The following is a 25,144-nucleotide window of genomic DNA, read 5'->3' as shown; positions in this document are numbered from 1 at the left end:
AAAGATACAGGAATTTGCTCAAACCAGCGATTTTACCTCTTATTTTTCAGGTCTAAACGTTTCATAGGTATTATCATCAAAGAAAATTCTTATTTCAGTGATTTTCCTGGCAGGCTTTTCTATATACCTAATCTCTTGTTTTACAATCTCTTTAGGTGTATTTTCGGTGCTTCTTAACGCCATTTCCCTGCGATTTTCCGGAGCAATCGTCTCTTTGGACGGATTTACAGGATTCTCGTCGAATAAAGAAGGCTGATAATCGCCATTAGGAGAAACTAGTGAAGAGCCTTCTGCAGAAGCCAGCATTTCGCCTTTCCCATATAGCAACCATTCAAGATTTACATAACTATAGGTTTGGTGAACTTTCATCACTACTTCCAGACTCGGCTTGTTTCTATCATTTAGAATATGAGAAAGAGTAGACTGTTGAACTCCGATTGTTTCAGCAAAAACTCTGGGGGGAACTTTTTCCCTTTCCATAATCATTCTAATTCTGTCTTTTATTTCCATACTGGGCCTTTATTGAATTACAATTGTAGTACTAAATGTTGGTTTCACAAAAATACATATAAAATCAATCACTATACAAAGGTAAATATTACATTTCACAAAAGCAAATTACAAATATAAAAATATCAATATTACAAACGTATTTAATTATTCACACTTAGAATATCACGTTTGTACAATAGATAATAAGCTATATTTTACTATCACACTTCTTGTTTAACCAACAGTCATTATCATTTGATAATAAATACTTTATGCATATACAATATAAACATAATTACGATATTCACAAAAATATATCGCCGATAAACCATTGATTTACAGCAACGAATCATATAATCACTATATATACATGATATTCAAGTATATAATATGTGCAAATATGAGTGTTAAACACTCTCCTACTACATTTATATAATGCAATTTAGTTTTGTAAATCAAGAAATATACATTTGTGACAACACCTAATTAAACACATATGTATATCATTCACAAATATACTAATTACAAATATACAAGCAGAAATACACAAACGTAAATACAAGAAGTTGCAGTTGCAATAAAATAAAGGATAAACACCATTATTTACGAATGTATTTTATGATTTCATCAAATCATCTTTTACATTCCACTCTTAAATGTCAAATCCTTGCGATATTTCCGTCCCATCTCCCAATTCATTGTATTTTTTCAATTCTAGAAAGGTGAAATTGCGCATAACATACTGTAATATAGATATTTAAGACACATTACTCAAGCTCTCTATTTAATTGAAATAGAAAAATAGCAGCAATTATCGACTAAAAACTATCGAACTATCAAAATGATATTTTGAAATCATTATCTAAAAAGGATTTTCCATCTTGTCATGGACTATAACAGTTTTAGACTGATCCTATTTTTGCTTCTACTATATTTCAATAGGGATCCAAATTTTTCAATGGGAGAAATCTCATTATCCAACTAAAGGATAATATCGGGAACGACTAAACGGAATTAAAATGAAGAAATTAAAAGTTCGCTAAAGACAGATTAGCAATCAAGAGAAGACAGGAAAATAGAGTGAATTTATTGTTCAATTTTTTACTCAAAATATAGAAGTTATACTATCAGAATAAAAACGTAATTTCGCGAATATAAAAAAGGCATATACTCTATTCTATATATAGTAAAAGTATATGCCTTCCTTTTATATCAAAATCCCGTTCTTCCTAATGCAAAATATTAAACACTAATTCGCGGAGAATATCCCCGTCTGTCATTGAGCTGTTCTTTACTCCTTTTGATTTTGCATCAGCATATCGTATTTCACCAACGATTTGCATCGTCTTTACTCCACTGTATTTTCGCATGGCAGCCAGATAATCTTTAGCTTGCCAAGGCGTCTTTAGCCCCAACATACCGGCAATTCCCTGCTCCGATTTATCAGGTGCGTAATATGCCAGCATAAGGTTGGAGTAAAAGCTAAAAAGCAGAGACAACGTCATCTGTATCGGATTAGTTTTCGGATTCTCCTCAAAATATTTTATTATCTTATTTGCCTTGAGAATATCCTTTTCCACAAGCGCACTCCTCAATTCGAAGTTATTATAATCCTTGCTTATACCAATATTCTTTTCTATTTGTTCAGGGGTCACACGTCTCTGACCAGTGGGCAAAGTAATAATCAACTTTTCCAATTCACCCGTCAAGCGGCTTAAATCAGAGCCAACAAAATCAGCCAACATGGCCGTCGCTTTAGGCTCCATATCCACACCTTTACGCTTCATATAAGAAGATATAAAGGCCGGTAGTTGTGCATCCTTTATCTTTTTCGATTCGAATAGTACGCCCACTTTATCTATTTCGGCAGCCAACTTTTTTCTTCGGTCTAATGTGCCGTGCTTGTGGCATATCACTAAAATAGTAGAGAGCAGCGGTTTTTGGAGATAGTAAGACAACTCTTCCATGTTACGGATTGCCTGTGCTTCCTTCACCACTACCACCTGATGTTCAGACATCATCGGATAACGTTTCGCGGCATTTATAACAGTAGCTATATCTACGTCGGCACCATACACAACCGTCAGGTTGAACTCCTTTTCCGTCTCATTCAACACATTATCCGTTATATAATCTGCGATCAGATCGATATAGTACGATTCTTCCCCCATCAGATAATAGATAGGACGATACTGCTTCGCCCTCAATTCCTTGAGAATATCATCGCACGTCAATTCTTGTTTTGCCATATATATCTTTCAAGACTGGGAGTTACCAGTCAAATTTCAAGTGTTTTACAGTTTTCTTTTCATCAATAATCATACGCAAAGAAGCGATGCCAATCTCCACATGTTCCTCTACGTAGTTTCTGGTGACAAGGTTGTCACTTTTATCCGTTTTCACTCCGTCGGGAGTCATCGGCTGGTCAGAAACTAAAAGTAATGCACCTGTGGGAATATGATTGGCAAAACCACAACTGAACAAAGTGGCTGTTTCCATATCAACCGCCATTGCACGGGTCTTTTTCAGATATTCCTTGAATGTTTCGTCATGCTCCCAAATGCGGCGGTTGGTGGTATATACAGTACCTGTCCAGTAGTCACGCCCTTTGTCACGGATAGATGAAGAAACGGCACGTTGCAACATAAATGCGGGTAACGCCGGAACTTCAGGCGGAAAATAGTCGTTGGAAGTTCCCTCACCACGGATAGCGGCAATAGGAAGAATCAAATCACCTAGCTGATTCTTTTTGTCGATACCTCCGCATTTACCAAGGAACAGACAAGCCTTCGGACGAATGGCACCCAATAAATCCATGATAATGGCGGCATTAGGGCTTCCCATACCGAAATTAATCATTGTTATGCCTTCAGCAGTAGCAGAGATCATGTTAGCATCCCTGCCTAATATCGGAACATCAAATTGATTGGCGAAAATCTCTACGTACTTGTTGAAGTTAGTCAACAGAATATACTCCCCAAAATCTTCCAGGTTACGTTTTGTGTAACGCGGTAGCCAATTAGCGACGATTTCTTCTTTTGTTTTCATAATTTCATTAAATTTGTGGCTCCAAATAAAGGAACCCGTTATTTAACTTACAAAAATAATAAATGTTATCGTTAAACCTACCAGTATTCGACACTAAAATAAACGTACGAAACGGAAAAAATGTAATTTTCGACGTGATTCGTAAACGATATGTCGCCCTTACCCCTGAAGAATGGGTACGGCAACACTTCGTTCACTTTCTTATTGCACACAAAGGATACCCGTCCGCACTTCTGGCCAATGAAGTGATGGTTAAGTTGAACGGTACCACAAAAAGATGTGATACGGTGCTCTACCGGAGAGATTTATCCGCCCGGATGATTGTAGAATATAAAGCTCCGCATATCGAAATCACGCAGACAGTATTTGATCAAATTACCCGATACAATATGGTACTGAAAGTAGATTATCTGATTGTCAGCAACGGGATGCAACATTACTGCTGCCGGATGGATTATGAAAATCAGAGCTATGCCTTTCTGAAAGATATTCCTGATTACAACTCCCTATAATCATCCGTTCATTCAATCCTCAAAAACACACTTTATCCATAGCATAAAAATAGCGTCACTATCCGCACAAGATAGTGACGCTATTTGCCTGTTATAGTGACGCCATCCCGAACGGATAGCGTCACTATAATAGCCACCGCTCCGGATAGCCCCCAAGGCACTTTTACTATTACGTTACGATGTCTTTCTTCCCATTATCATCCACTTTCTTCTTGCTGAATCTCTCCTGCAATTTTTGCATCAATTCATAGAAGTTAGGAACATAAACCGTTGCCAACAGCGTATTCATAGCCATACCGAATACCACTGCTGCACCCAATGCTATACGGCTCTCCGCACCTGCTCCAGTAGCGAATAATAATGGCATCACCCCTAAGACAAAAGCAAAAGACGTCATTAAAATCGGACGCAGACGAACGTGTCCTGCTTCAAATGCCGCTTCGCGGATAGAGTTTCCTTCGGCACGAAAATCACGGGCAAATTCCACAATCAGGATTCCGTTCTTTGCCGAAAGAGCAATCAACAGAATAATACCAATCTGTGTATAAATACTCACCGGAGTACCCATAACCAAACAGCCAATCATTGCTCCCAACAGTGCTACCGGCAATCCGATGACAGCCGCTACCGGGCTCGTCCAACTCTCATATTGGGCAGCCAACACCAGAAAGGCAACAATCAGAGCCATAATCAGAACGACAGTCGTCGTACTGCCCGCTTGCGTTTCCTGATAGGCAACAGACGTCCATTCGTAACCGAACTCATCTCCCAACTGTTCCTTGAACAGCGCTTCCACTTCCTGAATAGCCTGTCCGCTACTACTTCCGGGAGCTACATTGCAAGTCAAAGCCGCAGTAGAATACATATTATACCGATTGATTTGATCCTGTCCCAACTGCTCTTCCACTTTCGTAAAGGAAGAGAAAGGAACCATCTCTCCTGCCGAATTCGGCACACTCAACTTCAACACATCATCAATGACCCGTTGAGCCTGATCGCGTGCTTCAATTTTCACTTGATAAATACGTCCGAATTCTACAAAATCATTCACATAGGCCGCTCCCATATAATATCCCAATGTAGAAAATACATCATTCAAGGCAATTCCCATAAACTGCACTTTATCACGGTCTATATTAAGAAAATATTGTGGTACATTTGCCTGATACTGACTGGATATGGAAGCCAAAGCAGGTTTGGTGTGATAAGAAGCCAACAGTGCATTGATAGCCTGCTGCATCTCTGTCGGTCCCAGATTTTTCCGGTCTTCTATTTGAAGTTGCAAACCGCCCGAAGCTCCCAATCCGGGAATAGCCGGCGGCACCATCGCAAACACTTGTCCGGCTTGAATCGTCATATACGCTTCACCGTTGAAACGATTGACAACGGCAGCAGCCGTATGCTCCTTCCCTTTCCTCTGACTCCAGTTTTTCAATACGACAAAGTAAGTGGCCGAATTGCTCTGCTCTCCACCACCCATAACGGAGAAACCCGAGATACCGATATAATTCTGTACTTCAGGGTACGAATCAAGTATGGCATTTATCTTATCTCCAACCGCTTGCGTGCGTTCCAAACTGGCAGCCGGCGGCAACTGAACCACAGCTATAAAATACCCGTCATCTTCATCGGGAACAAACGTAGAAGGCCAATGCATAAAGAGCAAAACAGCAATCACCGTCAGAATGGCATAAGATATAAAACTGAATCCCGGACGTTTGAGCAACCATTTCACTATTCCGTCATACACACCTTGCGTTTTATCATAAGCTTTATTGAATCCTCTGTAAATGAAGAACTTGGATGGTTTACTCTTTTCAAGGAACAACGCACAAAGCGCAGGAGTCAATGTCAATGAATTAAAACCGCTCAACACCGTTGAAGCAGCGATAGTCAAAGCAAACTGTTTATACAACTGGCCGGAAATACCGCTAATCAGCATTGTAGGAATAAACACGGCGAGTAGCACAAGAACCACACCTACAATCGGGCCCGTAATCTCTCCCATTGCCCTCGTCACAGCCTCACGAGGTGAATATTGCCCGGTTTCCAACAACCTCGAAGCATTTTCCACCACCACTATCGCATCATCCACCACAATGGCAACGGCCAAAATCAATCCGAACAAAGTCAGCGTATTGATAGAGAAACCAAATGCCGCCATCACAGCAAGCGTACCAATCAAAGAAACGGGAATAGTGAGACAAGGAATAATAACCGCCCTCCAATTCTGAAGGAACAGGAAAATAACAAGTACCACCAGCAAGGTTGTCTCAAAGAACGTCACCATTACTTCGTCAATAGAAGCATGAATCACATCCGTCGTGTCCAACGTGACATTATAAGAGACTCCTGACGGAAAATTGGCAGCCAATTCCTCCATTTTGGCTTTCACCCCCTTCGAAACATCCAATGAATTTGAACCCGGTTGCTGATAAATAGCGATGGCGGCCGTAGGTCTTCCATTCAGCCGGGACACTACACTGTAAGAAGCGGAACCCAAATCAATCCGGGCAATATCTTTCAGGCGAAGCATCGCTCCATCTTTCTCTGTCCGGATGATGATATCACCGAATTGCTCCGGCGAATTAAGCCTTCCCTGCACATTGAGAGTGTATTGAAACGCATTCTTGTTATCCTGTCCGATGGGCTGACCTATATATCCGGCAGAAACTTCCACATTCTGTGACTGTATGGCCTGATAGACCTGTTGCGGTGAAATATTACGAATCCGCATGGCTTCGGGATCCAGCCAGACACGCATGGAATAATCTCCCGCTCCCATAACGTTCACCGCACCGACTCCCGGCACACGTGTCAGTTGGTCGACAAGATTTAATTTAGCGTAGTTGGTCAGATACAAGCTATTGTAGACAGAATCCTGTGAAATCATCGTCAGGAACATAACAATATTCGAAGATTGTTTCTGTACTGTCACTCCCTGCACCACTACCGGTTCGGGAAGCGAAGATTGTGCAATACTTACCCTGTTTTGTACTTGCACGGTTGCCATATCAATATCCGTACCGACAGCAAAAGTGATAGTCAGCGAGTACGCTCCCGAAGAAGAGGAATTGGAAGACATATAGAGCATACCATCCACACCATTCACTTGCTGCTCAATAGGAATACCTACCGTTTGAGCCACCGTCTCGGCATTTGCTCCCGGATAAACGGCGGATACCTGTACCGTTGGCGGTGTAATCTCCGGGAACTGCGCAACAGGCAATATATTTAGTGTCACCAAACCGGCTACCACGATGAGCAGGGCAAGCACCGTAGCAAAGATCGGTCGGTTTATAAAAAATTTAGAAAACATAGATCTATGAGTTTAGGATTAATACTTAAAATGAAAGAACTTCCCTTTATGGTATGGGCTTCACCTTCATTCCGTCCCGGACTTTCATCAGAGCTTCCGTGACATACCGCTCTTGCGGAGAAATCCCGCTCATCACCTGGCGCAAGGTATCACCCATCAGTTGGCCGATCTCAATATGGCGGTAATGAACTATATCCGAGTCATTTACAACATACAGATATTTACCCAACTGATCGGTTCCGATAGAAGCTTCTTTCACTAATACCGCATTTTTGGCTTCCCGATAAGGAAGAGTAATACTCACGTACAACCCACTCTTCAGAACTCCTTTCGGATTATCAAAATTGGCACGCACCATCAATGTTCCCGTACTCATATCCACATTCGGAGACAGATAATCCAATACGGCAGGATAAGATTCCGTTCCGTCTTTGCCCAGTTGTACCATAATCTTCTGTGGCAGATTCTTTGCCGATTGCTCACTGTTGTTCATCGCCATTCCCAGCCATTGGTTATCCGCTACATTAAAATACGCATACATTTGGTCGTCCTTATAAATAGTAGCCAGTGTCACGGGCTGCAATGCTCCGCCTACATAGCTTCCTATATCCACTGTCGACTTCGTGATAGTCCCGTCAAAAGGAGCCCGGACATAGCAATATCCCAGATTCGTATGTGCCGTACTCAAAGCCGCTTCCGCATTATTCACGGCTGCAATGCCTTCTGTCACATTCGCTTCCGACTGAAGTAACTGTATCTGACTTACCGCATCACTCTTGATGGCTTCCTTCATACGGCTATAATTACTCCGTGCATATTCCAGTTGCGCCCGGGCAGTTTGCAAATCCGCTTTCGCCTGTTCCACTTTATCCTTATATAAGGTAGGTTCGATAACGAACAATAACTGCCCTTTCTTCACCCTTCCTCCCGGAGTGTAGGAAGTGGACTGCAATGTACCATTTACCCTTGCCACCAAGTTGACCGTTTGCTCCGTTGTCAGATAACCCGGGTAATCTTTCGTCAGGGTAATATCCTCCACTATGGGTTTGGTCACTCTAATTTCAGGAGTAGGCATCCCTCCCATCGCTCCTGCGCTCTTCTTCTCCTTGCAGCCTGTCAATATCGGCAGCGCAAGAAAGATATACATTAGTTTTTTCATATCCGTTAGGTTATATTTTATTTATAGATTCTATTTATTCTCGCCATCCACCGCCCAAGGCTTTGTAAAGGGCAATGAGTTGTAACAACGAACTTCCTTCCGCCTGTACCAACTGATTCTCATAAGATAATAGCGAACGCTGTGCGTCAAGCACATTCTGGAAAGGTGAAAGTCCCTGTTTATAAAGTTCTAAGGAAAGTTTCAATGTCTCAATGCCTTGATTGCGCACCTCTCTCAGTGCCACAATCTGCTTGATAGAATTTCGATAGGAATTCATGGCATTATCAGTTTCCTGTACGGCAGTCAGCACCGTTTGATTAAACTGGTTAATCGTTTCGTCCAGTTGGGCTTTCGCCAGTCTTGTGGCATTGACTAACTGTCCGCCACTGAAAATCGTCCAACTCAATGCCGGAGCAATCTCATAAGTCATACTTTTACTTTTCACCAAGTCTTTCAAATCACGTGCAGCATAACCAAACGAACCTTTCAGAAAAACTTTCGGCAACCAATCGGCTTTAGAAGCTCCGAGCAATGCCGCCTGTGCGTTTACGTTCCGTTCCGCGCTCCGCACATCGGGTCTTCTCAATAATAAATCGACAGGCATCCCCACTCCGATGGGTTCCATATAATCGGGCAGTGTTCCTACCGTTTCCAAGACAGGACGGATTTCCTGGGGATACATGCCTAGTAGAACAGCCAATGTTGTAATATACTGGTTGACGCCGGCTTCCAGTTGCGGAATGGAAGCTCTTGTACTATACAAAACAGACTTGGCCTGTGCGACATCCAATTTGGCAACAAGTCCGGTATTATAGCGTACTTCCGTGATTTTCAGCACCTCTTCCTGCGAAGCGGCATTCTTTTTCACCACTTCAAGTTGCTGCTGCAATTCCCGCAGGTTGATATAGGCTGAGGCTACTTCCGCTGCCATAGAAATCATCACTCCTGTATATTCCTCCTTGCTTGCGGCAAAATTCTCCTTTTGCGCTTTCACCCGTTTGCGGATACTTCCGAAGATGTCAATTTCCCAGCTCATGCTGAGCGAAGCGTCGTAATAATGTTCCGTAGATTGGGGCAAGGCACTTGTATTTCCGCTTGTTTCCTGGCGAGTCCATCCGGCATTCAGCCCGATGGAAGGAAAGAAATTGCTACGCTCCATCCAAAGATTGGCACGGGCGGCAGATATACGGTTGATGGCCATTGCGACAGAGAAATTGCGGTCTACGGCCAAAGCAATCAAAGAATCCAACTTGGTGTCCCGGAAAGATTTCCACCAATGATCGTCCACCGGAAGCGTTTGTTGAAATACCTCTCCACTCTCTTCCCATTCGCCGGGGAGAGGCGCTTTCAGATAGCGGTTTGCAGTTTGTCCAACCGCAGATACAGTCGAAAGAAACATAAGGAGCGATGTGCCCCACATTCGTATATTCATATCAGTTCAGGTTTTTATGAAATGATAAGATAACAACTAAAGGTTTGGTTTGTTTATTTCGGAAACGTTAAGAAAGAAGTATAAAAAAAGCCCCGCCATCAGGCGGAGCTTTGAAAAATATAGTGAAACAGCCAACTCTTATTCTGCTGTTTTTCTTCTGATTGCTCTTTTTGTAGTCGGTGCCGGAGCTTCCTCTACCTTGTGTTCGAGCTGTACACCAGCCAATTCCGGGTCAATCATGATACGTCCGCAGTATTCGCAAACGATCACTTTCTTACGGGAACGGATATCCAACTGTCTCTGAGGCGGAATCTTGTTAAAGCAACCACCACATGCATCACGCTGTACGTACACGATACCCAGTCCGTTGCGGGAGTTCTTACGGATACGTTTGAATGATTGCAACAGACGCGGCTCGATTTTAGTTTCCAAATCTTTGGCTTTGTCTCTCAGTTTCTCTTCTTCCTGCTTGGTTTCAGAGATAATTTCGTCCAGTTCGCTCTTCTTCTGTTCGAGGTCTTTTTTTCTTTCGTTCAGAATCTGTTCGTTCTTCTCTACTTCAATCTCTTTTTCTTCCCTGTCTGCAGAATATTCCCTGATTCTCTTCTCGCAAAGTTCGATTTCCAGTGTCTGGAACTCAATTTCTTTTGTCAGGAAGTCATATTCACGGTTGTTACGGACGTTGTCTTGTTGTGACTTATATTTTTCAACCGAAGCTTTAGCCGTTTCAATCTCTACCTTCTTACCGGAAATAGCAGTTCTCAGTTCGTCTACTTCAGCTTTAATCTTGTCGATACGGGTACTCAAACCGGCAATCTCATCTTCAAGGTCTTGTACTTCCAATGGAAGTTCACCTCTCAATGTCTTGATCTCGTCAATCTTAGACAACATAGTTTGCAGTTGGTACAGGGTCTTCACTTTCTGTTCCACCGTCAACTCATTCGGATCTTTTTTTGCTTCTCTAGCCATTTTACTTATAAATATTTTATGGGATTCGTATTTATTTTACTCAATTGGAGCGCAAAATTAGGAAATAAATCCCGGATTATAGAATAAAAAATCTCTTTTGTATATTGTTCGCTTTCGTAATGACCGATTTCCGCCATCAGAATATCACCTTCATGGCCGAAATAATCATGATACTTGATTTCTCCTGTAATAAAGACATCCGCACCCGTCCGGATTGCCTGCGGAAGCAGGAAAGCTCCGGCACCACCACATAATGCCACTTTCTGTATTTCTCTGCCTGTCAATTTGTTATGACGGACACAACCCACTTCAAAGGTTTTCTTGATGCGTTTCAGGAATTCGAGTTCCGTTTCCGGCTCATCCAATTCACCTACAATTCCCGAACCTGCCTGCTGCCAGTTATTCTGCAACGGATATAAGTCAAAAGCCGGTTCCTCATAAGGGTGGGCAGACAATAATGCCTTAACGACTTCCGCTTTCTTATATATAGGAAGAATGGTTTCAATTCTCACTTCATCCTCACGGTGTAGTTCTCCGATGGTTCCGCAAAAAGGGTGTGTTCCCTCGTTTGCCCGGAAGGTTCCCTCTCCTTTCAGATTATAACTGCATGAATCATAGTTACCTATATTTCCGCATCCGGCAGCAAACAGTGCTTCGCGTACACCATCGGCTTGTGCGTAAGGTACGAAAGTCACCAGCTTAACCAAGCTATTCTCTTTCGGCTCAAGCACTTTCAGATTCTTCAGTCCTATCTTCTCGGCTATCTTATAATTGACTCCACCTTGGGCATTATCAAGATTGGTGTGTGCCGAATAGATTACAATATCATTCTTTATTGCTTTCAATATGCAACGTTCCACATAATCCTTGCCTGTAATGGATTTATAACCTTTAAAGATGAGCGGATGATGCGATATAACGAGATTATACCCTAACGCGACAGCTTCATCCAACACAGCTTCGGTAACGTCAAGACACAACAAAGCCCCTGTTGCTTCCGCTTCTGTCAATCCTATTTGCAGGCCGGCATTATCAAATCCGTCTTGCAATGGCAGAGGCGCGAATCGTTCAAGGGCGCTTACTATTTCCTTAATTTTCATTATTTGGTAGAAAATTTGGTTGCAAAGATAAGAAAATAAAAGGAACAACCGCCCTTTGTTCTCATTTTTTTAGTAAATTTGGCGCATATCCTATAACAATTGAATACGATGAAAGCTATCCTGTCCTATTTTCTATTAGTTGCCCTGCTTGTTTCCTGCCAATTAAGGCAGAACGAAAATGCTGAAAAGCAAACTGCCAAAGACATAAGTGCTGATGATACGGAAGAATGTATTGCAGATACAGTAAAAGCCACCGCCATCTTCTGGATAGATAAAGCGGAAACGAAGCACTGCAAAGAATGGGGTTTCCGTACTATTAAAGCAAAAGTTTTTATCTATGAAAACGGAAAGGTTGATTTACAAGCTTTTGTCAAAAAGCAATCGCCGGATCTGGAGAAGTATATACGGCATCATCTCTCTAAATTCCAAGTATCGGAAAAAATGCTTGAAGGCGGATATGTGCAACCGGGAGAACAATTCGTCCAACTTCGCTGCTTATATGAGAAGCTCAAGGGGAAATAATTTGTTTCAAGCAGTACAACCATTTGTTTCAACACATGAAACTATTGGTTTCACGCCTTGAAACTGAAGTTTCGCCCGTGTGAAACAAAAGTTTCCAAGGCTTGAAACTAGAGTTTCATCGGTTGGAAACTATAGTTTCAGACTGTTGAAACCAAAGTTTCAGACCGTTGAAACTGTCGCTATCCCTACAGAACAAGACATGCTTCACCGGAAAAACAAAGCTACCCCATCCCTTCTTGTGACAGCAACATCTGCCATCACATTGCTGTCACAGCATGCTGTCACGCTCTAATCACTCATCAATCAATCATTTAAGCATAAAGATGTGACAGATGACAGCAAGTTTTATTTCTTTTTTATATAGAGAGAGGTTTTATTCTTCAAAGCATACCTTTCATCGACTACTTTGTCTGTAGGAAAAAAAGTAAAAATCAATCTCCATTCTTCTTCCCGATAGATGAATTTTCGACCATTTGCACCGTGAAGAATTGCGTTATACTTTTCCTGCAAGAAAGTTTCAATATGCTTGGGCACTTCGCTGCCCATAACCGCAAATTCCACCGTAATAAAGAAACAGGGAATAGAAATTTCAGCTACCTGATGGAATATCCGGTCAACAACAGTCATTTCTTCGGTTCTTTGGTTACTTCCAACAGTTTTCCGTATGCATCAAAAGAACGTCGTGATGCCAGCGAGATAGTAATCATCAGCGATAACATGGATGCCGTGAATGTGATTACCATTATCATCATCTGATACTTGATGGCAACGTTCGGACTACTCCCACCCAAAATCTGCCCGATCATCGTGCCTGGAAGGGCAACCAAGCCCATGACCGCGATATTTGCAATCAAAGGACTGAAAGACTTAATAATGGCTTGCCGGATAAATGGCGCCTGTGCTTCCTGCCTTGTAGCTCCATTGCCTAATAAATATCTGTATAATTGCTGTTCACGTTTCAATCCGCTATAATAGGTATTCAAGGCGATCACATTGCTGGAAAGCATATTACCCATCAGAATCCCGAATATAGGAATAAAATATTGAGCACTGAAAATATTATCCAGTTGAAGAACGACTCCGATAAAATATAAACCTACCAATACAACGCTGCAAAGAAATCCCACAGTAATCGGAATCAGGAGAATGCTACGTTTCAGTTGGGTACGTACCAATGCGGTCTGTCCGGCTACGAATATCATGATAATCACCCAAAGAAAATTAATCCAGGGATTATTCCACAGAAACAGATATTTCAGGTACATACCGATGAAAAATAATTGGATTATCATTCGTAACGTACCAATCACGGCAGGTTTCAGCAGTCCCGTCTTAAATTTCCATAGATAAAAGAACGGAATGGCAAGCAGAAGCAAGCCTATAAAAAGATTATAATATGAAATGTCAATCGTTCCCACAGTGTATATTCTTATAATTCTATCTGATTCGTGTTATAATTCTATTACATAATGACATCCCTGTGCAAAGTCCTTGTCATGAGACACTGCCAGCACAGCCGCCCCTTTTTCTGCCTGTCTCCGGAAAAAGGACAGTACTTTGTCAGTTGATCCGGCATCCAAGGCAGAAGTCGGTTCATCTATGATAATCAGAGGTTTGTTGAGCATGGCAGCTACGGCCAGTGTTATTCGTTGACGTTGGCCGCCCGATACTTCGTTCACTCTCTTTGCATATAATTCATGCTCCAGCCCCAATTCGTCAAAGCAAGCATAAAGCCTTTCCTCCGAGAATGGAATAGAACGATTCACTTTCAGTTCAAAAGGAAGGGCAACCATTTCTCTCACCCATTCAAACGGCAAGGCCAGTTCCTGCGGAATCCATGCTATCTGCCGGCGGACACTATCAATGGTCGATATGTCGAGCAGTGTCTCTCCTACTTGAATGGAGCCTTCTTTCAGCGGAACAAAGCCCATTACCGCATTCAGCAACGAAGTCTTTCCACAGCCGGACTGCCCTACGATACAGGCTGTTTCTCCCCGTTCCAGTTTCAGGTTAAAACCGGAGAAAAGCACTTCTGTTCCAAAAGCAATACAGGCATTATTGATATGTAACATGACGTTTTGAATTCTTTCTTTCCGGCAAAGGTACTATTTTCTTGAAAAACGTTATCTTTGCCTGACTAATTAATTCAAGAAAAGTTATGATACTGAACGAAAGAGACGCTCGTCATGAGCATATATTGCAGGTAGCACGTCAAATGATGACTGCCGCACGCACTGCTCCCAAGGGAAAAGGGATAGACATTATTGAAGTTGCTTTGATTACTAATGAAGAAATCAAGCAATTGTCGGACACTATGATAGCGATGGTGGAAGAGCATGGAATGAAGTTTTTTCTGCGTGATGCCGACAACATACTAAACGCCGAATGTGTTATATTAATAGGAACGCGCGAACAGGCGCAAGGATTGAATTGCGGTCATTGCGGATTTGCGACTTGTGCAGAACGCACAGAAGGTGTTCCTTGTGCACTGAACAGTATCGACGTTGGCATCGCAATAGGTTCAGCCTGTGCCACGGCAGCCGATTTGCGTGTAGACACACGCGTGATGTTCTCTGCCGGATTGGCGGCCCAACGCCTGAACTGGCTGAAAGACTGCAAAATGGTAATGGCGATTCCAGTCAGCGCATCTTCCAAAAATCCGTTCTTCGACCGGAAGCCGAAGCAGGAAAATAAAGATTAATACCGGTTGCCGGTAGATGAATAAACCGATTATATAAATAACTAAATAACATAAGTCTGATGGGAATTATGGTTGGACTGCCTAGTCCTAGTGGCTCGGAGAAAGATTTGCAATTGAACTTCGGTAAGAATATGACCGTACAAGTAGAAATGAGAGCCCCTCATTTACCTGCCGAGTGGCATATGCAAAGCGGTATACAACTGACGTGGCCGCATGTCGGCACAGACTGGGCATATATGCTGGAAGAGGTACAAGAATGTTTTGTCAAGATAGCCAAAGAGATAGCGGAACGCGAGTTACTATTAATTGTCACTCCCGAGCCTGAAGAAGTAAAGAAGCAGATAGGCACTGTTGTCAACATGGATAATGTCCGCTTTCTGAAATGCGCGACCAATGATACATGGGCACGCGACCACGGGGCTATCACCATGATAGATACCGGTAATCCTTCGCTACTTGATTTTACCTTCAACGGCTGGGGATTGAAATTTGCCGCCGAACTTGATAACCAAATCACTAAACAAGCCGTAGAAGCCGGAGCCTTGAAAGGACAGTACATAGACTGCCTGGACTTTGTTCTTGAAGGCGGCTCCATAGAAAGTGACGGAATGGGCACCTTGCTTACCACTTCCGAATGCCTGCTTTCTCCCCAACGGAACGGAAAACTGAACCAAGTAGAGATAGAAGAATATCTGAAATCAACCTTCCATCTGCAAAAGGTGCTTTGGTTGGATCATGGTTATCTAGCAGGGGATGATACAGATAGCCATATTGACACTTTAGCACGTTTTTGCTCTACTGACACCATTGCATATGTGAAGTGTACGGACGAAGCAGACGAACATTACGAAGCACTGCTTGCTATGGAAGAACAACTGAAAACATTCCGCACATTGGCAGGAGAGCCTTACCGGCTTTTGGCTTTACCCATGGCAGATAAGATAGAAGAAGATGGCGAACGACTGCCTGCCACATACGCCAATTTCCTGATTCTGAATGAAGCAGTCCTTTACCCGACTTATAACCAGCCGGAGAATGACAGGAAAGCCGGAGAAGTATTGCAACAAGCTTTTCCAAAGCATCAAATCATCGGAATAGATTGTCGTGCCTTAATCAAACAGCATGGTTCTCTGCACTGCGTTACCATGCAATATCCGATGGGAGTTCTAAAATAATTTGGTAGATTAAAATAGAATATACAAGTAGATTAAAATAAAAATTCATCATGAGAAAGATAAAAGTCGGACTTATCCAGCAATCCAACACTTCTGATATTCGGGTAAACCTGATGAACCTGGCCAAAAGCATTGAAGCATGTGCCGCACATGGCGCACAACTGATTGTGCTTCAAGAGTTGCACAACTCGCTTTATTTCTGCCAGACAGAAAATACAAACCTCTTCGATCTTGCCGAACCTATCCCCGGCCCTTCCACCGGATTCTATTCTGAACTGGCGGCAGCCAATAAAGTAGTTCTCGTGACTTCTCTTTTTGAGAAACGCGCACCGGGGCTTTATCATAATACTGCTGTTGTCTTCGACCGTGACGGGAGTATTGCCGGTAAATACCGGAAGATGCATATTCCTGATGATCCCGCTTATTATGAGAAGTTCTATTTTACTCCCGGAGATATAGGCTTCGAGCCTATTCAGACCTCTTTAGGAAAACTGGGCGTATTGGTATGCTGGGATCAATGGTATCCGGAAGCTGCCCGCTTAATGGCATTAAAAGGTGCGGAACTATTAATCTACCCCACTGCCATTGGTTGGGAAAGCAGCGACACGGACGATGAGAAAGCACGTCAGCTCAATGCCTGGATTATTTCACAACGTGCCCATGCTGTTGCGAACGGACTTCCAGTTATCTCAGTCAACCGTGTAGGACACGAACCTGACCCGTCAGGACAAACCAACGGTATTTTATTCTGGGGAAATAGTTTCGTAGCAGGGCCACAAGGAGAATTCCTGGCACAGGCCGGAAACCACCGACCGGAAAATATAGTAGTGGAGATTGATATGGAACGCTCGGAAAACGTACGCCGTTGGTGGCCGTTCCTGCGCGACCGTCGCATTGACGAATACGAAGGACTGACTAAACGCTTTTTAGATTAGACAAGAAAGCACGCGGATATAAACAACAGAAAGGGCACAGAGTAAACTATAAATTTAAACTCTGTACCCTTTCTATATACTTTATATATTCTTTCTTATTGAAATGTCAGTTTCTTATTAGCCAGGAAATTGGCACCTCCATAGATAAATAGACCCAGGAATTGCGCCAAATATTCATTGACATCCAATCCTTCCACTAATAAAATAAGAAATAAGAATTGTGCTGTATATGCCAATCCGAAAGCAGAACAAAAGAGCAGTATCTGTTTCCAGAGACTGTTCTTTCTATTTTCTACAGGGAATATCCAATATTTGCACCAGATAAAGTTATGAATCTGAGCTATCAGGTACGCTGTTATATTAGCCACCATATAGTCACCGTCGAATGATATTTCTCTCATCATCAACCATACAACCAATGCCATGATGATGGCATTCATCGTACCGATTACTATAAAACGGAATATGCGTACAGATTCTTTCACTCGCCTTCTTTGATATCAACAATCAAATTCAATTCATCAAGCTGAGTCTGATCAATTGTAGATGGCGCATCCAGCATCACGTCACGACCGGAGTTGTTCTTCGGGAATGCGATACAGTCACGGATAGAATCCAAACCGGCGAACAAAGATACCCAACGGTCAAGCCCGTATGCCAACCCACCGTGAGGCGGCGCACCATACTTAAATGCATTCATCAGGAAGCCGAACTGTGCCTCTGCCTTTTCAGGAGTAAATCCTAAAATCTCGAACATCTTCGCCTGCAACTGTGCATCGTGGATACGGATAGAACCGCCACCTACTTCGACACCGTTGACTACCATATCATAAGCGTCGGCACGTACCGCTGCGGGATTGGTATCCAACAATGGAATATCTTCATCTTTCGGATGGGTAAACGGATGGTGCATAGCCATCAGACGACCTTCTTCTTCGCTCCATTCAAACATCGGGAAGTCGATAACCCAAAGGCAAACGAACTTATTCTTGTCACGCAAACCTAGTTGAGAACCCATTTCCAAACGGAGTTCACAAAGCTGCTTACGTGTTTTCATCACATCATCACCAGACAAAATAAGAATCAAGTCACCCGGTTTAGCACCAAATGCTTCCTTCATTTGCTGAAGAACTTCCTGTGTATAGAATTTATCTACACTTGATTTTACTGTACCGTCTGCTTCTACACGGGCATAGACCATGCCTTTGGCGCCAATCTGAGGTTTCTTCACGAACTCGGTCAATGCATCTAGTTGCTTACGGGTATAAGTTGCAGCACCTTCTGCGCAGATACCACCGATATAAGCAGCATTATCAAATACAGAGAATCCGTGTCCTTTCATAATATCCATCAATTCCACAAACTTCATATCGAAACGCAAGTCCGGTTTGTCGCTACCATAATATTTCATAGCGTCAGCCCAAGCCATCCGCTGGAACGGTTCGGTCAGTTCTACACCGCGAAGAGTCTTGAACAGATGTTTAGCCATCCCTTCGAAGGTAGTGATAATATCTTCCTGTTCTACGAAACTCATCTCACAGTCAATCTGTGTAAATTCAGGCTGGCGGTCAGCACGCAAGTCCTCGTCACGGAAACATTTAGCAATCTGGAAGTAGCGGTCGAAGCCGGAAACCATCAACAATTGCTTTAAAGTCTGCGGGGATTGCGGGAGTGCATAGAACTGTCCCGGATTCATACGTGACGGAACGACAAAATCACGTGCACCTTCCGGAGTAGAGCCGATCAAAACAGGTGTTTCGACTTCGATAAAACCAAGGCTATCGAGATATTTGCGCACTTCGATTGTCATTTTGTGACGTAGTTCCAGATTAGAACGAACAGCGTTGCGACGCAAGTCCAAGTAGCGGTATTTCATACGAATATCGTCACCACCATCTGTATTGTCTTCAATGGTGAACGGCGGAGTCATGGCAGTGTTCAGTACATTCAGTTCGGAAACAATGATTTCAATGTCTCCGGTAGGAATGTTAGCGTTCTTACTGAAACGTTCGCTCACTGTTCCTGTGATTTGAATGACAAACTCACGTCCCAATTTATTGGCACGTTCACAAAGTTCTGCATTGATTTCTTCGTTAAAGACTAATTGAGTAATTCCGTAACGGTCGCGAAGGTCGATGAAGGTCATCCCTCCCATTTTACGACTGCGCTGTACCCAACCGGACAGCGTTACTTGCTTATTTGCATCAGAGATTCTCAGTTCTCCACATGTGTGTGTTCTGAACATATATTTTCTTATTTAAACGATTATCACTCGCGTTTTCATTTTGGCTGAACCAAAACTCCGCAAAAATACGCAATAATTTGTAATTCGTGATTAGTTATCCGTAATTTTATCAGACTTTCTTTGTCAGCTTTTTCAATATTTTCTTGTTTTTGTCTGTAATATTGTCAACGATGGCTTCATTCATCAATTTGATGCCGTTCATATATTCCTGTGCTCTTTGAAGCACGTTGGCGGCATCTTTTTCAGCTGCACGCGGAACGACTACACGCAATCCCTGCTGAATTAATTCAATATTTACATCAGCGTCTGTCTCCATGGGGTCGCCATCAAAATGAACCACTCCCGGAGTAGTCCGTCGAATACACAACTGCTTGCACCGGAAAGTCTTGATACGGCTATTCTGGTCAATCGTCTTATTAAATAACTGGAAAGCAAGGGAAGGTACGTCCAGGACGGTGAACGGTTCTAATATGGTGACGTCCAGCAAACCGTCCGTTAATGTGGCTTGCGGGGCGATATAGGCATTATTCCCATATTGTGACGCATTTCCGCAGGCAATAAGAAAAGCCTTATACTTGGACACTCCGTTTTCAGTCTCCAGTTCGTAGGTTTCCGGCTGATATTTAAGACTTTCCTGAAGCGTCTTTTCCAAATAGGTCAGCAAGCCGCGCTTGCCGGCATGCGCAAACTTCAGACTAACAAAAGCGTCAAATCCCACTCCGCAGGTGCAGAAGAAGTCTGTTCCGTTAATCTTACCATAATCTATTATATCCGTGCAACCCTCATTAAGCACTTCCAATGCTTTTTTCGGTTCCATAGGTATATGCAGATGCCGCGCCAGCCCATTGCCCGACCCGCAAGGGATAATCCCCAAAGCGGTATCAGTATGTACCAGCGAACGAGCTATTTCGTTGATTGTCCCGTCTCCACCGATAGCTACCACCACGTCCGTTTTTTCTTCCGCAGCTTTGGCAGCTATCTCTACTGCATGACCGGCTCTCTCCGTATATACTACTTCCCAAGAGTTTTTCGTCTTGTCTATTTTCTCATCCAGCAAGCTAAGAATCAATTCCTTACTTTGTGTTCCTGAAATAGGATTGACGACGAATTTTATTTTTCTCATACTTTCGTTCATGCTATTCTTGTCGATTGTAGACGACAAAAGTAATATAAATATCTTAAATTTTAATCTATTAGAGGTTTCTAATCTCAAGCGAGCAACTTTTTTCTCTTAAAAAGAACATATGAAAGCAAAATTTGTTATCTTTGCCCCCTGTTTTAAACACTTGTTAAGATAAAAGGATATTAGACCGTCAGCGAACGGTCTGAGTATGAGTATTATAAATTATAATTCATGGGATTATTACAAGAGAAGTTAGCAAAGTACGACCTGCCACAAAAGTTTATGGCACAGGGCGTTTACCCATATTTCCGTGAGATAGAAGGAAAACAGGGTACAGAGGTAGAGATGGGCGGACACGAAGTGTTGATGTTCGGTTCCAATGCATACACTGGCCTTACAGGAGATGAAAGAGTTATTGAAGCTGGCATTCAAGCCATGCATAAATATGGTTCCGGATGCGCAGGGTCGCGTTTCTTGAATGGTACGCTTGACCTGCATGTCCAACTGGAAAAAGAACTGGCAGCTTTCGTCGGTAAAGATGAAGCTCTCTGTTTTTCTACCGGTTTTACTGTGAATTCCGGTGTTATTCCTGCTTTGACAGACCGCAATGATTATATCATCTGTGATGACCGTGACCATGCATCTATCGTAGACGGCCGTCGTCTTTCTTTCTCCCAGCAATTGAAATACAAGCACAACGATATGGCTGATTTGGAGAAGCAACTTCAAAAGTGCAATCCGAGTTCAGTAAAACTAATCATAGTAGACGGTGTGTTCTCTATGGAAGGTGACTTGGCAAATCTGCCTGAAATCGTACGCTTGAAACATAAATACAATGCTACTATCATGGTAGATGAAGCTCATGGTTTGGGCGTATTCGGAAAGCAAGGACGTGGAGTTTGCGACCATTTCGGTCTGACTCACGAAGTTGACTTGATTATGGGTACTTTCAGCAAATCACTGGCTTCTATCGGCGGTTTTATTGCTGCTGATTCTTCAATCATCAACTGGCTGCGTCACAATGCACGTACTTATATATTCAGCGCATCCAATACTCCGGCTGCTACTGCATCTGCTTTGGAAGCTCTCCATATTATCCAGAACGAACCGGAAAGACTTGAAGCTCTGTGGGAAGCTACCAACTATGCATTGAAACGTTTCCGCGAAGCAGGTTTTGAGATTGGTGCAACAGAGTCACCTATCATTCCTCTTTATGTGCGTGATACGGAAAAGACTTTCATGGTTACGAAACTGGCTTTCGACGAAGGTGTATTCATCAATCCGGTTATTCCGCCGGCATGTGCTCCACAAGATACGTTGGTACGTGTGGCATTGATGGCTACTCATACAAAAGAACAGATTGACCGTGCTGTAGAAAAGTTGGTGAAGGCATTCAAGACTTTGGATATTTTATAATCAGTATTGATAACCCTATAAAAAAGCTACTTTCCTATATTGAATTGGGAAAGTAGCTTTTTTATTTATTAGATTAATTATTTATTCCGGATTTTCTTTCCTATCACAACTACCTTTTGGGCGGTCGGTATAGTACTCGAACCGGGTTCTTCCTCTTCTTCTATATAATTCACTCTCACCGTATCCCCCAACTCAAAACCTGTGACATCGTTCGGTTCCTGATCCATTGTACTGATAAAAAGCGTATCTCCTTTTGAGGTAATTAACGCGAAGTGATTCGTTGAAGCATCTCCTACAACTCCGGTTATTGTTTTCTCTTCTTCTGTTGGAGCTATTATTAAAGTATCCTCTCCCACTTCCTTCTCGATAGCCTGTTTTCCTTTCGATTGACACGCATTAAGACCAATCCAAACTGCAAACAATAAAAACACCTTTATTCTATTCATATACATTCTCTTATTTGAAATAAACTTGGAATTATGCAAAGATACTGTTTTTTCAAATGTCTTTTGATGTAAAATCTGTGAAATCATTCCATTTATTCCAATAGCCACTCCACCTTATGCAAGGCTCATTCATTCTTCATTATCAGTGCAGGGTTAATTCGGACAGCCTTACAAACCTGCCATAACAATGTCCCTAAAGAAATTACTAAGGTAAGAATAAAGCCTGCTATAAAAAGCTCTATTCCTATCGGAGCTTTCACTGCAAAATCCTTCGTATAATCCTGAATGATATAGTAGGCTAAAGGAATAGCAACCGCAAATGCCGCTCCTAAAATATAAAGATACTTGCGTACTAACAATAAAGCTATCTGTTTGCCAGTAGCGCCGTTTACCTTACGTAATGCGATCTCCCGGTATCGCTGACGAATGTCATACAGGGACAGCCCCAACAAGCCAAGACAAGATACACAAATAGCCAATCCGGCAAAAGTGACATAAATGCGAGTCGTCCTCTTATCATCATTATATAACTCTTTAACCTCATCTTCTACAAACTGGTAATCAAACTCTCCTTGTCCCAACACTTCATCGTGCAAATCTTTCAGGAAATCAACAGCTTCTTTACGCTTTCCCTCCGCAATCGTTGCCAACAGAGGGTCTGTCGGATTATCACTCTCATTATATAAAATTGCCAGCGGTGCATCTCCCTTGGACAAATGTCCGGTACGAAAATCCTCTATCACTCCTACCACCTGAAAGGGAGGGTTCTTCCCCTCATCCACTCCCATGCTCCACCATAAACGCGAGTTCGTTTGTAACAAAACCTCATCTATATTTTTTATTCGGAAAAGTTTTTTGGCAGTTTCATTAATAATCATTTTATACTGAGCAAACTGATCCTTATCATTCCACTCTCTTCCTTCCTTAAGCTTCAACCCGAACATATCCATGTATTTCTTATCGGCAAACATAAGAGCCATTTTATGCTTTTCTCCATTGTCCGCTTCCACATCTACTTGGGGTTCCAAATGAATCGGCATTTTACCATAATTCCATGAAACGAACAAAGGACAGGCATCCATTTTCTGTCTGATAACTTGTTCTTTATAACGTTTTGAATCACATTCCTTCTGCCACTCTTCATCGCTAAAGTACCTCCTATTTTGTGTATCATGCGATAAAAACTGGCAGGATATAATATTCTTCACCTGATAACCAAGATCTGCATGAAGCATAGTATATAACTGACGTACAAAAAACAATGAAACCACTATCAAACAGAAAGTGATGATATATTGAACAAATAGAAAAACAGCACGGGATACAATCGAATATCCTCCGACACTAACCGAGCGTAAAGAGGTAATCGGAGAAGAATAGTTATATCTCAAAAAAGGATATACAGAAGTAATAAACGGCAATCCGAACAATAGAATGAAAGATAATGAGATGTCGAATTTCAGATCCGGTTTCACTGGAATGGAATATACAGACGCAAACACGCCTGCCGTAACTTCAATTAGCGTCCAAATAAGCAACATCGAAACAGCAACCATACACACATTTTCCATGTATATCTGTGAGAATATCTGAATACCACTAGCACCATACACTTTTTTAACTCCAAACTCACGCGCCCGTTTCAAGATAATAACCGTATAGATATTGATAAAATTGAAGATTCCTACCAACAATAACATACATGCCACGATAGATAAGACTGTGATATGCTCTTTATTTCCCCTCAAGAAAAAACTGGATTCCGAACTTACCACTTTATCAAAGTATAACTCTTTCAAAGGCAAGAGCCTGAATTGTATAGGTGAATGACCAAAACAAATCAATGACTGCGGTTTTGATATTTTCTCATTAAAACTCTTTAGTTCCGTCCCTTTAGCCAAGCGTGCTATACAGAATCCCATCCGGCTCCAATCCATGTACTTTCCCTGATTCACAGGAGTTATCAAGTCAAATTGCAATGAAGACTTGGTATCTGGTTCATCTACAACTCCCCGTATGGTAAGCGTATAACCTGCCGAAGAGACAAACTGCCTTCCGAGTGGCTCCTCATCTCCCCAAAGATGTTTGGCATACTGTCGGGTAATGATTGCATCATCCGGACGTTGAATAGTCTTAATGCCCGATATGACCGGATAGTCCATTAATTGCAGAAACAAACTGTCTGTCACTAGGACATTGACTCGATAGCGATGTTCGTCGTATATGATATAATCATCTTTATAAGAAATACCATACGAATACCCCTCTACTTCGGGATTCTTCATCGGATCAATAAAATTGGGATCATTATTCCTGTCTGTATTGTCAATAATGGAAATGCTACCATTACTTCTTTGAGCCGTCAATATATATAATTGATCCAAGTTCTTACAGAAATGGTCAACTGTTAATTCCTGATGAATATAGCGCACTATGATTAACGTTGCCGCTACACTCACCGCCAATCCAATAATATTGATTATCGTATAAATCCTGAAACGAAATAATGCTTTTATTGATGATAGTTGATTTTTCATATCCATCTTATAT

Annotated in this window: 22 protein-coding genes; 6 read left to right on the top strand and 16 right to left on the bottom strand. The window is 42.2% G+C overall.

Annotated features, from left to right (window positions below; all coding sequences use genetic code 11):
• Positions 1-39: 39 nt before the first annotated feature.
• The 3 genes from AB5443_RS06130 to AB5443_RS06120 all read right to left on the bottom strand — a co-directional run bounded on the left by AB5443_RS06130 (position 40) and on the right by AB5443_RS06120 (position 3,540).
• Positions 40-510, bottom strand: coding sequence for a helix-turn-helix domain-containing protein (locus AB5443_RS06130; RefSeq protein ID WP_277135571.1), 471 nt, complete (start codon positions 508-510; stop codon positions 40-42).
• A 1,211-nt stretch (positions 511-1,721) separates the two neighbouring features.
• Positions 1,722-2,741: a DNA polymerase III subunit delta gene (holA, locus tag AB5443_RS06125; protein WP_277135572.1), complete on the bottom strand. Its 1,020-nt coding sequence runs from the start codon at positions 2,739-2,741 to the stop codon at positions 1,722-1,724.
• A 22-nt stretch (positions 2,742-2,763) separates the two neighbouring features.
• On the bottom strand, positions 2,764-3,540 hold the full coding sequence (locus tag AB5443_RS06120; RefSeq protein ID WP_022137464.1) for an AMP nucleosidase: 777 nt from the start codon (positions 3,538-3,540) through the stop codon (positions 2,764-2,766).
• Between the two features lie 62 nt (positions 3,541-3,602).
• On the opposite strand from AB5443_RS06120, the gene AB5443_RS06115 reads away from it, so the two are divergent.
• Positions 3,603-4,052 (top strand): type I restriction enzyme HsdR N-terminal domain-containing protein, encoded by a 450-nt coding sequence (locus AB5443_RS06115; protein ID WP_044653192.1) that lies wholly within the window; start codon positions 3,603-3,605, stop codon positions 4,050-4,052.
• 169 nt (positions 4,053-4,221) lie between these two features.
• On the opposite strand, the gene AB5443_RS06110 is transcribed toward AB5443_RS06115, so the two are convergent.
• From AB5443_RS06110 to AB5443_RS06090, 5 genes are all read right to left on the bottom strand, one after another.
• Positions 4,222-7,371, bottom strand: a complete 3,150-nt coding sequence (locus AB5443_RS06110; RefSeq protein WP_283140068.1) for an efflux RND transporter permease subunit — start codon at positions 7,369-7,371, stop codon at positions 4,222-4,224.
• A 46-nt stretch (positions 7,372-7,417) separates the two neighbouring features.
• The gene (locus AB5443_RS06105; RefSeq protein ID WP_277135577.1) at positions 7,418-8,530 is read right to left on the bottom strand and encodes an efflux RND transporter periplasmic adaptor subunit; all 1,113 of its coding nucleotides are present in this window, start codon (positions 8,528-8,530) and stop codon (positions 7,418-7,420) included.
• Between the two features lie 34 nt (positions 8,531-8,564).
• On the bottom strand, positions 8,565-9,962 hold the full coding sequence (locus AB5443_RS06100; protein ID WP_044653873.1) for an efflux transporter outer membrane subunit: 1,398 nt from the start codon (positions 9,960-9,962) through the stop codon (positions 8,565-8,567).
• Between the two features lie 138 nt (positions 9,963-10,100).
• Positions 10,101-10,931, bottom strand: coding sequence for a zinc ribbon domain-containing protein (locus AB5443_RS06095; RefSeq protein WP_022137469.1), 831 nt, complete (start codon positions 10,929-10,931; stop codon positions 10,101-10,103).
• Between the two features lie 5 nt (positions 10,932-10,936).
• Complete coding sequence (locus AB5443_RS06090) at positions 10,937-12,031, bottom strand: Nif3-like dinuclear metal center hexameric protein (protein WP_277135579.1); 1,095 nt, start codon at positions 12,029-12,031, stop codon at positions 10,937-10,939.
• 108 nt (positions 12,032-12,139) lie between these two features.
• Here AB5443_RS06090 and AB5443_RS06085 point away from each other — a divergent pair, with 108 nt between their 5' ends.
• Positions 12,140-12,553, top strand: coding sequence for a DUF4891 domain-containing protein (locus AB5443_RS06085; protein ID WP_044653872.1), 414 nt, complete (start codon positions 12,140-12,142; stop codon positions 12,551-12,553).
• Positions 12,554-12,898: 345 nt separating this feature from the next.
• On the opposite strand, the gene AB5443_RS06080 is transcribed toward AB5443_RS06085, so the two are convergent.
• Genes AB5443_RS06080 through AB5443_RS06070 form a run of 3 tightly spaced genes read right to left on the bottom strand, consistent with a single transcriptional unit; the run spans position 12,899 to position 14,625 of the window.
• Positions 12,899-13,180: a hypothetical protein gene (locus AB5443_RS06080; protein ID WP_277135581.1), complete on the bottom strand. Its 282-nt coding sequence runs from the start codon at positions 13,178-13,180 to the stop codon at positions 12,899-12,901.
• Entirely contained in the window at positions 13,177-13,971 is a 795-nt protein-coding gene (locus tag AB5443_RS06075; RefSeq protein ID WP_022137473.1) for an ABC transporter permease, read from the bottom strand. The genes AB5443_RS06080 and AB5443_RS06075 overlap by 4 nt, the downstream gene beginning before the upstream one ends.
• Before the next feature lie 33 nt (positions 13,972-14,004).
• Entirely contained in the window at positions 14,005-14,625 is a 621-nt protein-coding gene (locus tag AB5443_RS06070) for an ATP-binding cassette domain-containing protein (protein ID WP_022137474.1), read from the bottom strand.
• A gap of 86 nt (positions 14,626-14,711) precedes the next feature.
• On the opposite strand from AB5443_RS06070, the gene AB5443_RS06065 reads away from it, so the two are divergent.
• From AB5443_RS06065 to AB5443_RS06055, 3 genes are read left to right on the top strand one after another with little or no spacing between them, the layout of a single operon-like run.
• Positions 14,712-15,254: a ferredoxin domain-containing protein gene (locus tag AB5443_RS06065; protein ID WP_195663783.1), complete on the top strand. Its 543-nt coding sequence runs from the start codon at positions 14,712-14,714 to the stop codon at positions 15,252-15,254.
• A 59-nt stretch (positions 15,255-15,313) separates the two neighbouring features.
• Positions 15,314-16,429: an agmatine deiminase family protein gene (locus AB5443_RS06060; RefSeq protein ID WP_277135582.1), complete on the top strand. Its 1,116-nt coding sequence runs from the start codon at positions 15,314-15,316 to the stop codon at positions 16,427-16,429.
• A 50-nt stretch (positions 16,430-16,479) separates the two neighbouring features.
• Positions 16,480-17,364 carry a carbon-nitrogen hydrolase gene (locus tag AB5443_RS06055; protein ID WP_073345403.1) on the top strand — a complete coding sequence of 295 codons (885 nt, stop codon included), beginning with the start codon at positions 16,480-16,482 and terminating at the stop codon, positions 17,362-17,364.
• Positions 17,365-17,459: 95 nt separating this feature from the next.
• Here AB5443_RS06055 and AB5443_RS06050 read toward each other — a convergent pair whose 3' ends face one another.
• The 3 genes from AB5443_RS06050 to AB5443_RS06040 form a co-directional block, all read right to left on the bottom strand.
• Complete coding sequence (locus tag AB5443_RS06050) at positions 17,460-17,849, bottom strand: GtrA family protein (RefSeq protein ID WP_073345405.1); 390 nt, start codon at positions 17,847-17,849, stop codon at positions 17,460-17,462.
• Entirely contained in the window at positions 17,846-19,609 is a 1,764-nt protein-coding gene (gene aspS, locus AB5443_RS06045; RefSeq protein WP_022137479.1) for an aspartate--tRNA ligase, read from the bottom strand. The genes AB5443_RS06050 and aspS overlap by 4 nt, the downstream gene beginning before the upstream one ends.
• A 109-nt stretch (positions 19,610-19,718) precedes the next feature.
• Complete coding sequence (locus tag AB5443_RS06040) at positions 19,719-20,744, bottom strand: diacylglycerol kinase family protein (RefSeq protein WP_073345410.1); 1,026 nt, start codon at positions 20,742-20,744, stop codon at positions 19,719-19,721.
• Positions 20,745-20,963: 219 nt separating this feature from the next.
• Between AB5443_RS06040 and AB5443_RS06035 the strand changes: the two genes are divergently transcribed.
• Positions 20,964-22,148 (top strand): aminotransferase class I/II-fold pyridoxal phosphate-dependent enzyme, encoded by a 1,185-nt coding sequence (locus AB5443_RS06035; RefSeq protein ID WP_022137481.1) that lies wholly within the window; start codon positions 20,964-20,966, stop codon positions 22,146-22,148.
• Positions 22,149-22,225: 77 nt separating this feature from the next.
• Here the strand turns inward: AB5443_RS06035 and AB5443_RS06030 are convergent, their stop codons facing one another.
• Together AB5443_RS06030 and AB5443_RS06025 are read right to left on the bottom strand one after the other, a co-directional pair.
• Positions 22,226-22,594, bottom strand: coding sequence for a hypothetical protein (locus tag AB5443_RS06030; RefSeq protein WP_073346468.1), 369 nt, complete (start codon positions 22,592-22,594; stop codon positions 22,226-22,228).
• Positions 22,595-22,719: 125 nt separating this feature from the next.
• Complete coding sequence (locus AB5443_RS06025; protein WP_277135584.1) at positions 22,720-25,131, bottom strand: ABC transporter permease; 2,412 nt, start codon at positions 25,129-25,131, stop codon at positions 22,720-22,722.
• Positions 25,132-25,144 lie beyond the last annotated feature (13 nt).

Origin of the sequence: Bacteroides sp. RTP21281st1_H5_RTP21281_210402, from assembly GCF_040918965.1 — a bacterium.
GTDB classification, from domain to species: Bacteria; Bacteroidota; Bacteroidia; order Bacteroidales; family Bacteroidaceae; genus Bacteroides; species Bacteroides congonensis.
Note: the sequence above shows the minus strand (reverse complement) of the source record. Positions and strands in the feature narration are given on the sequence as shown.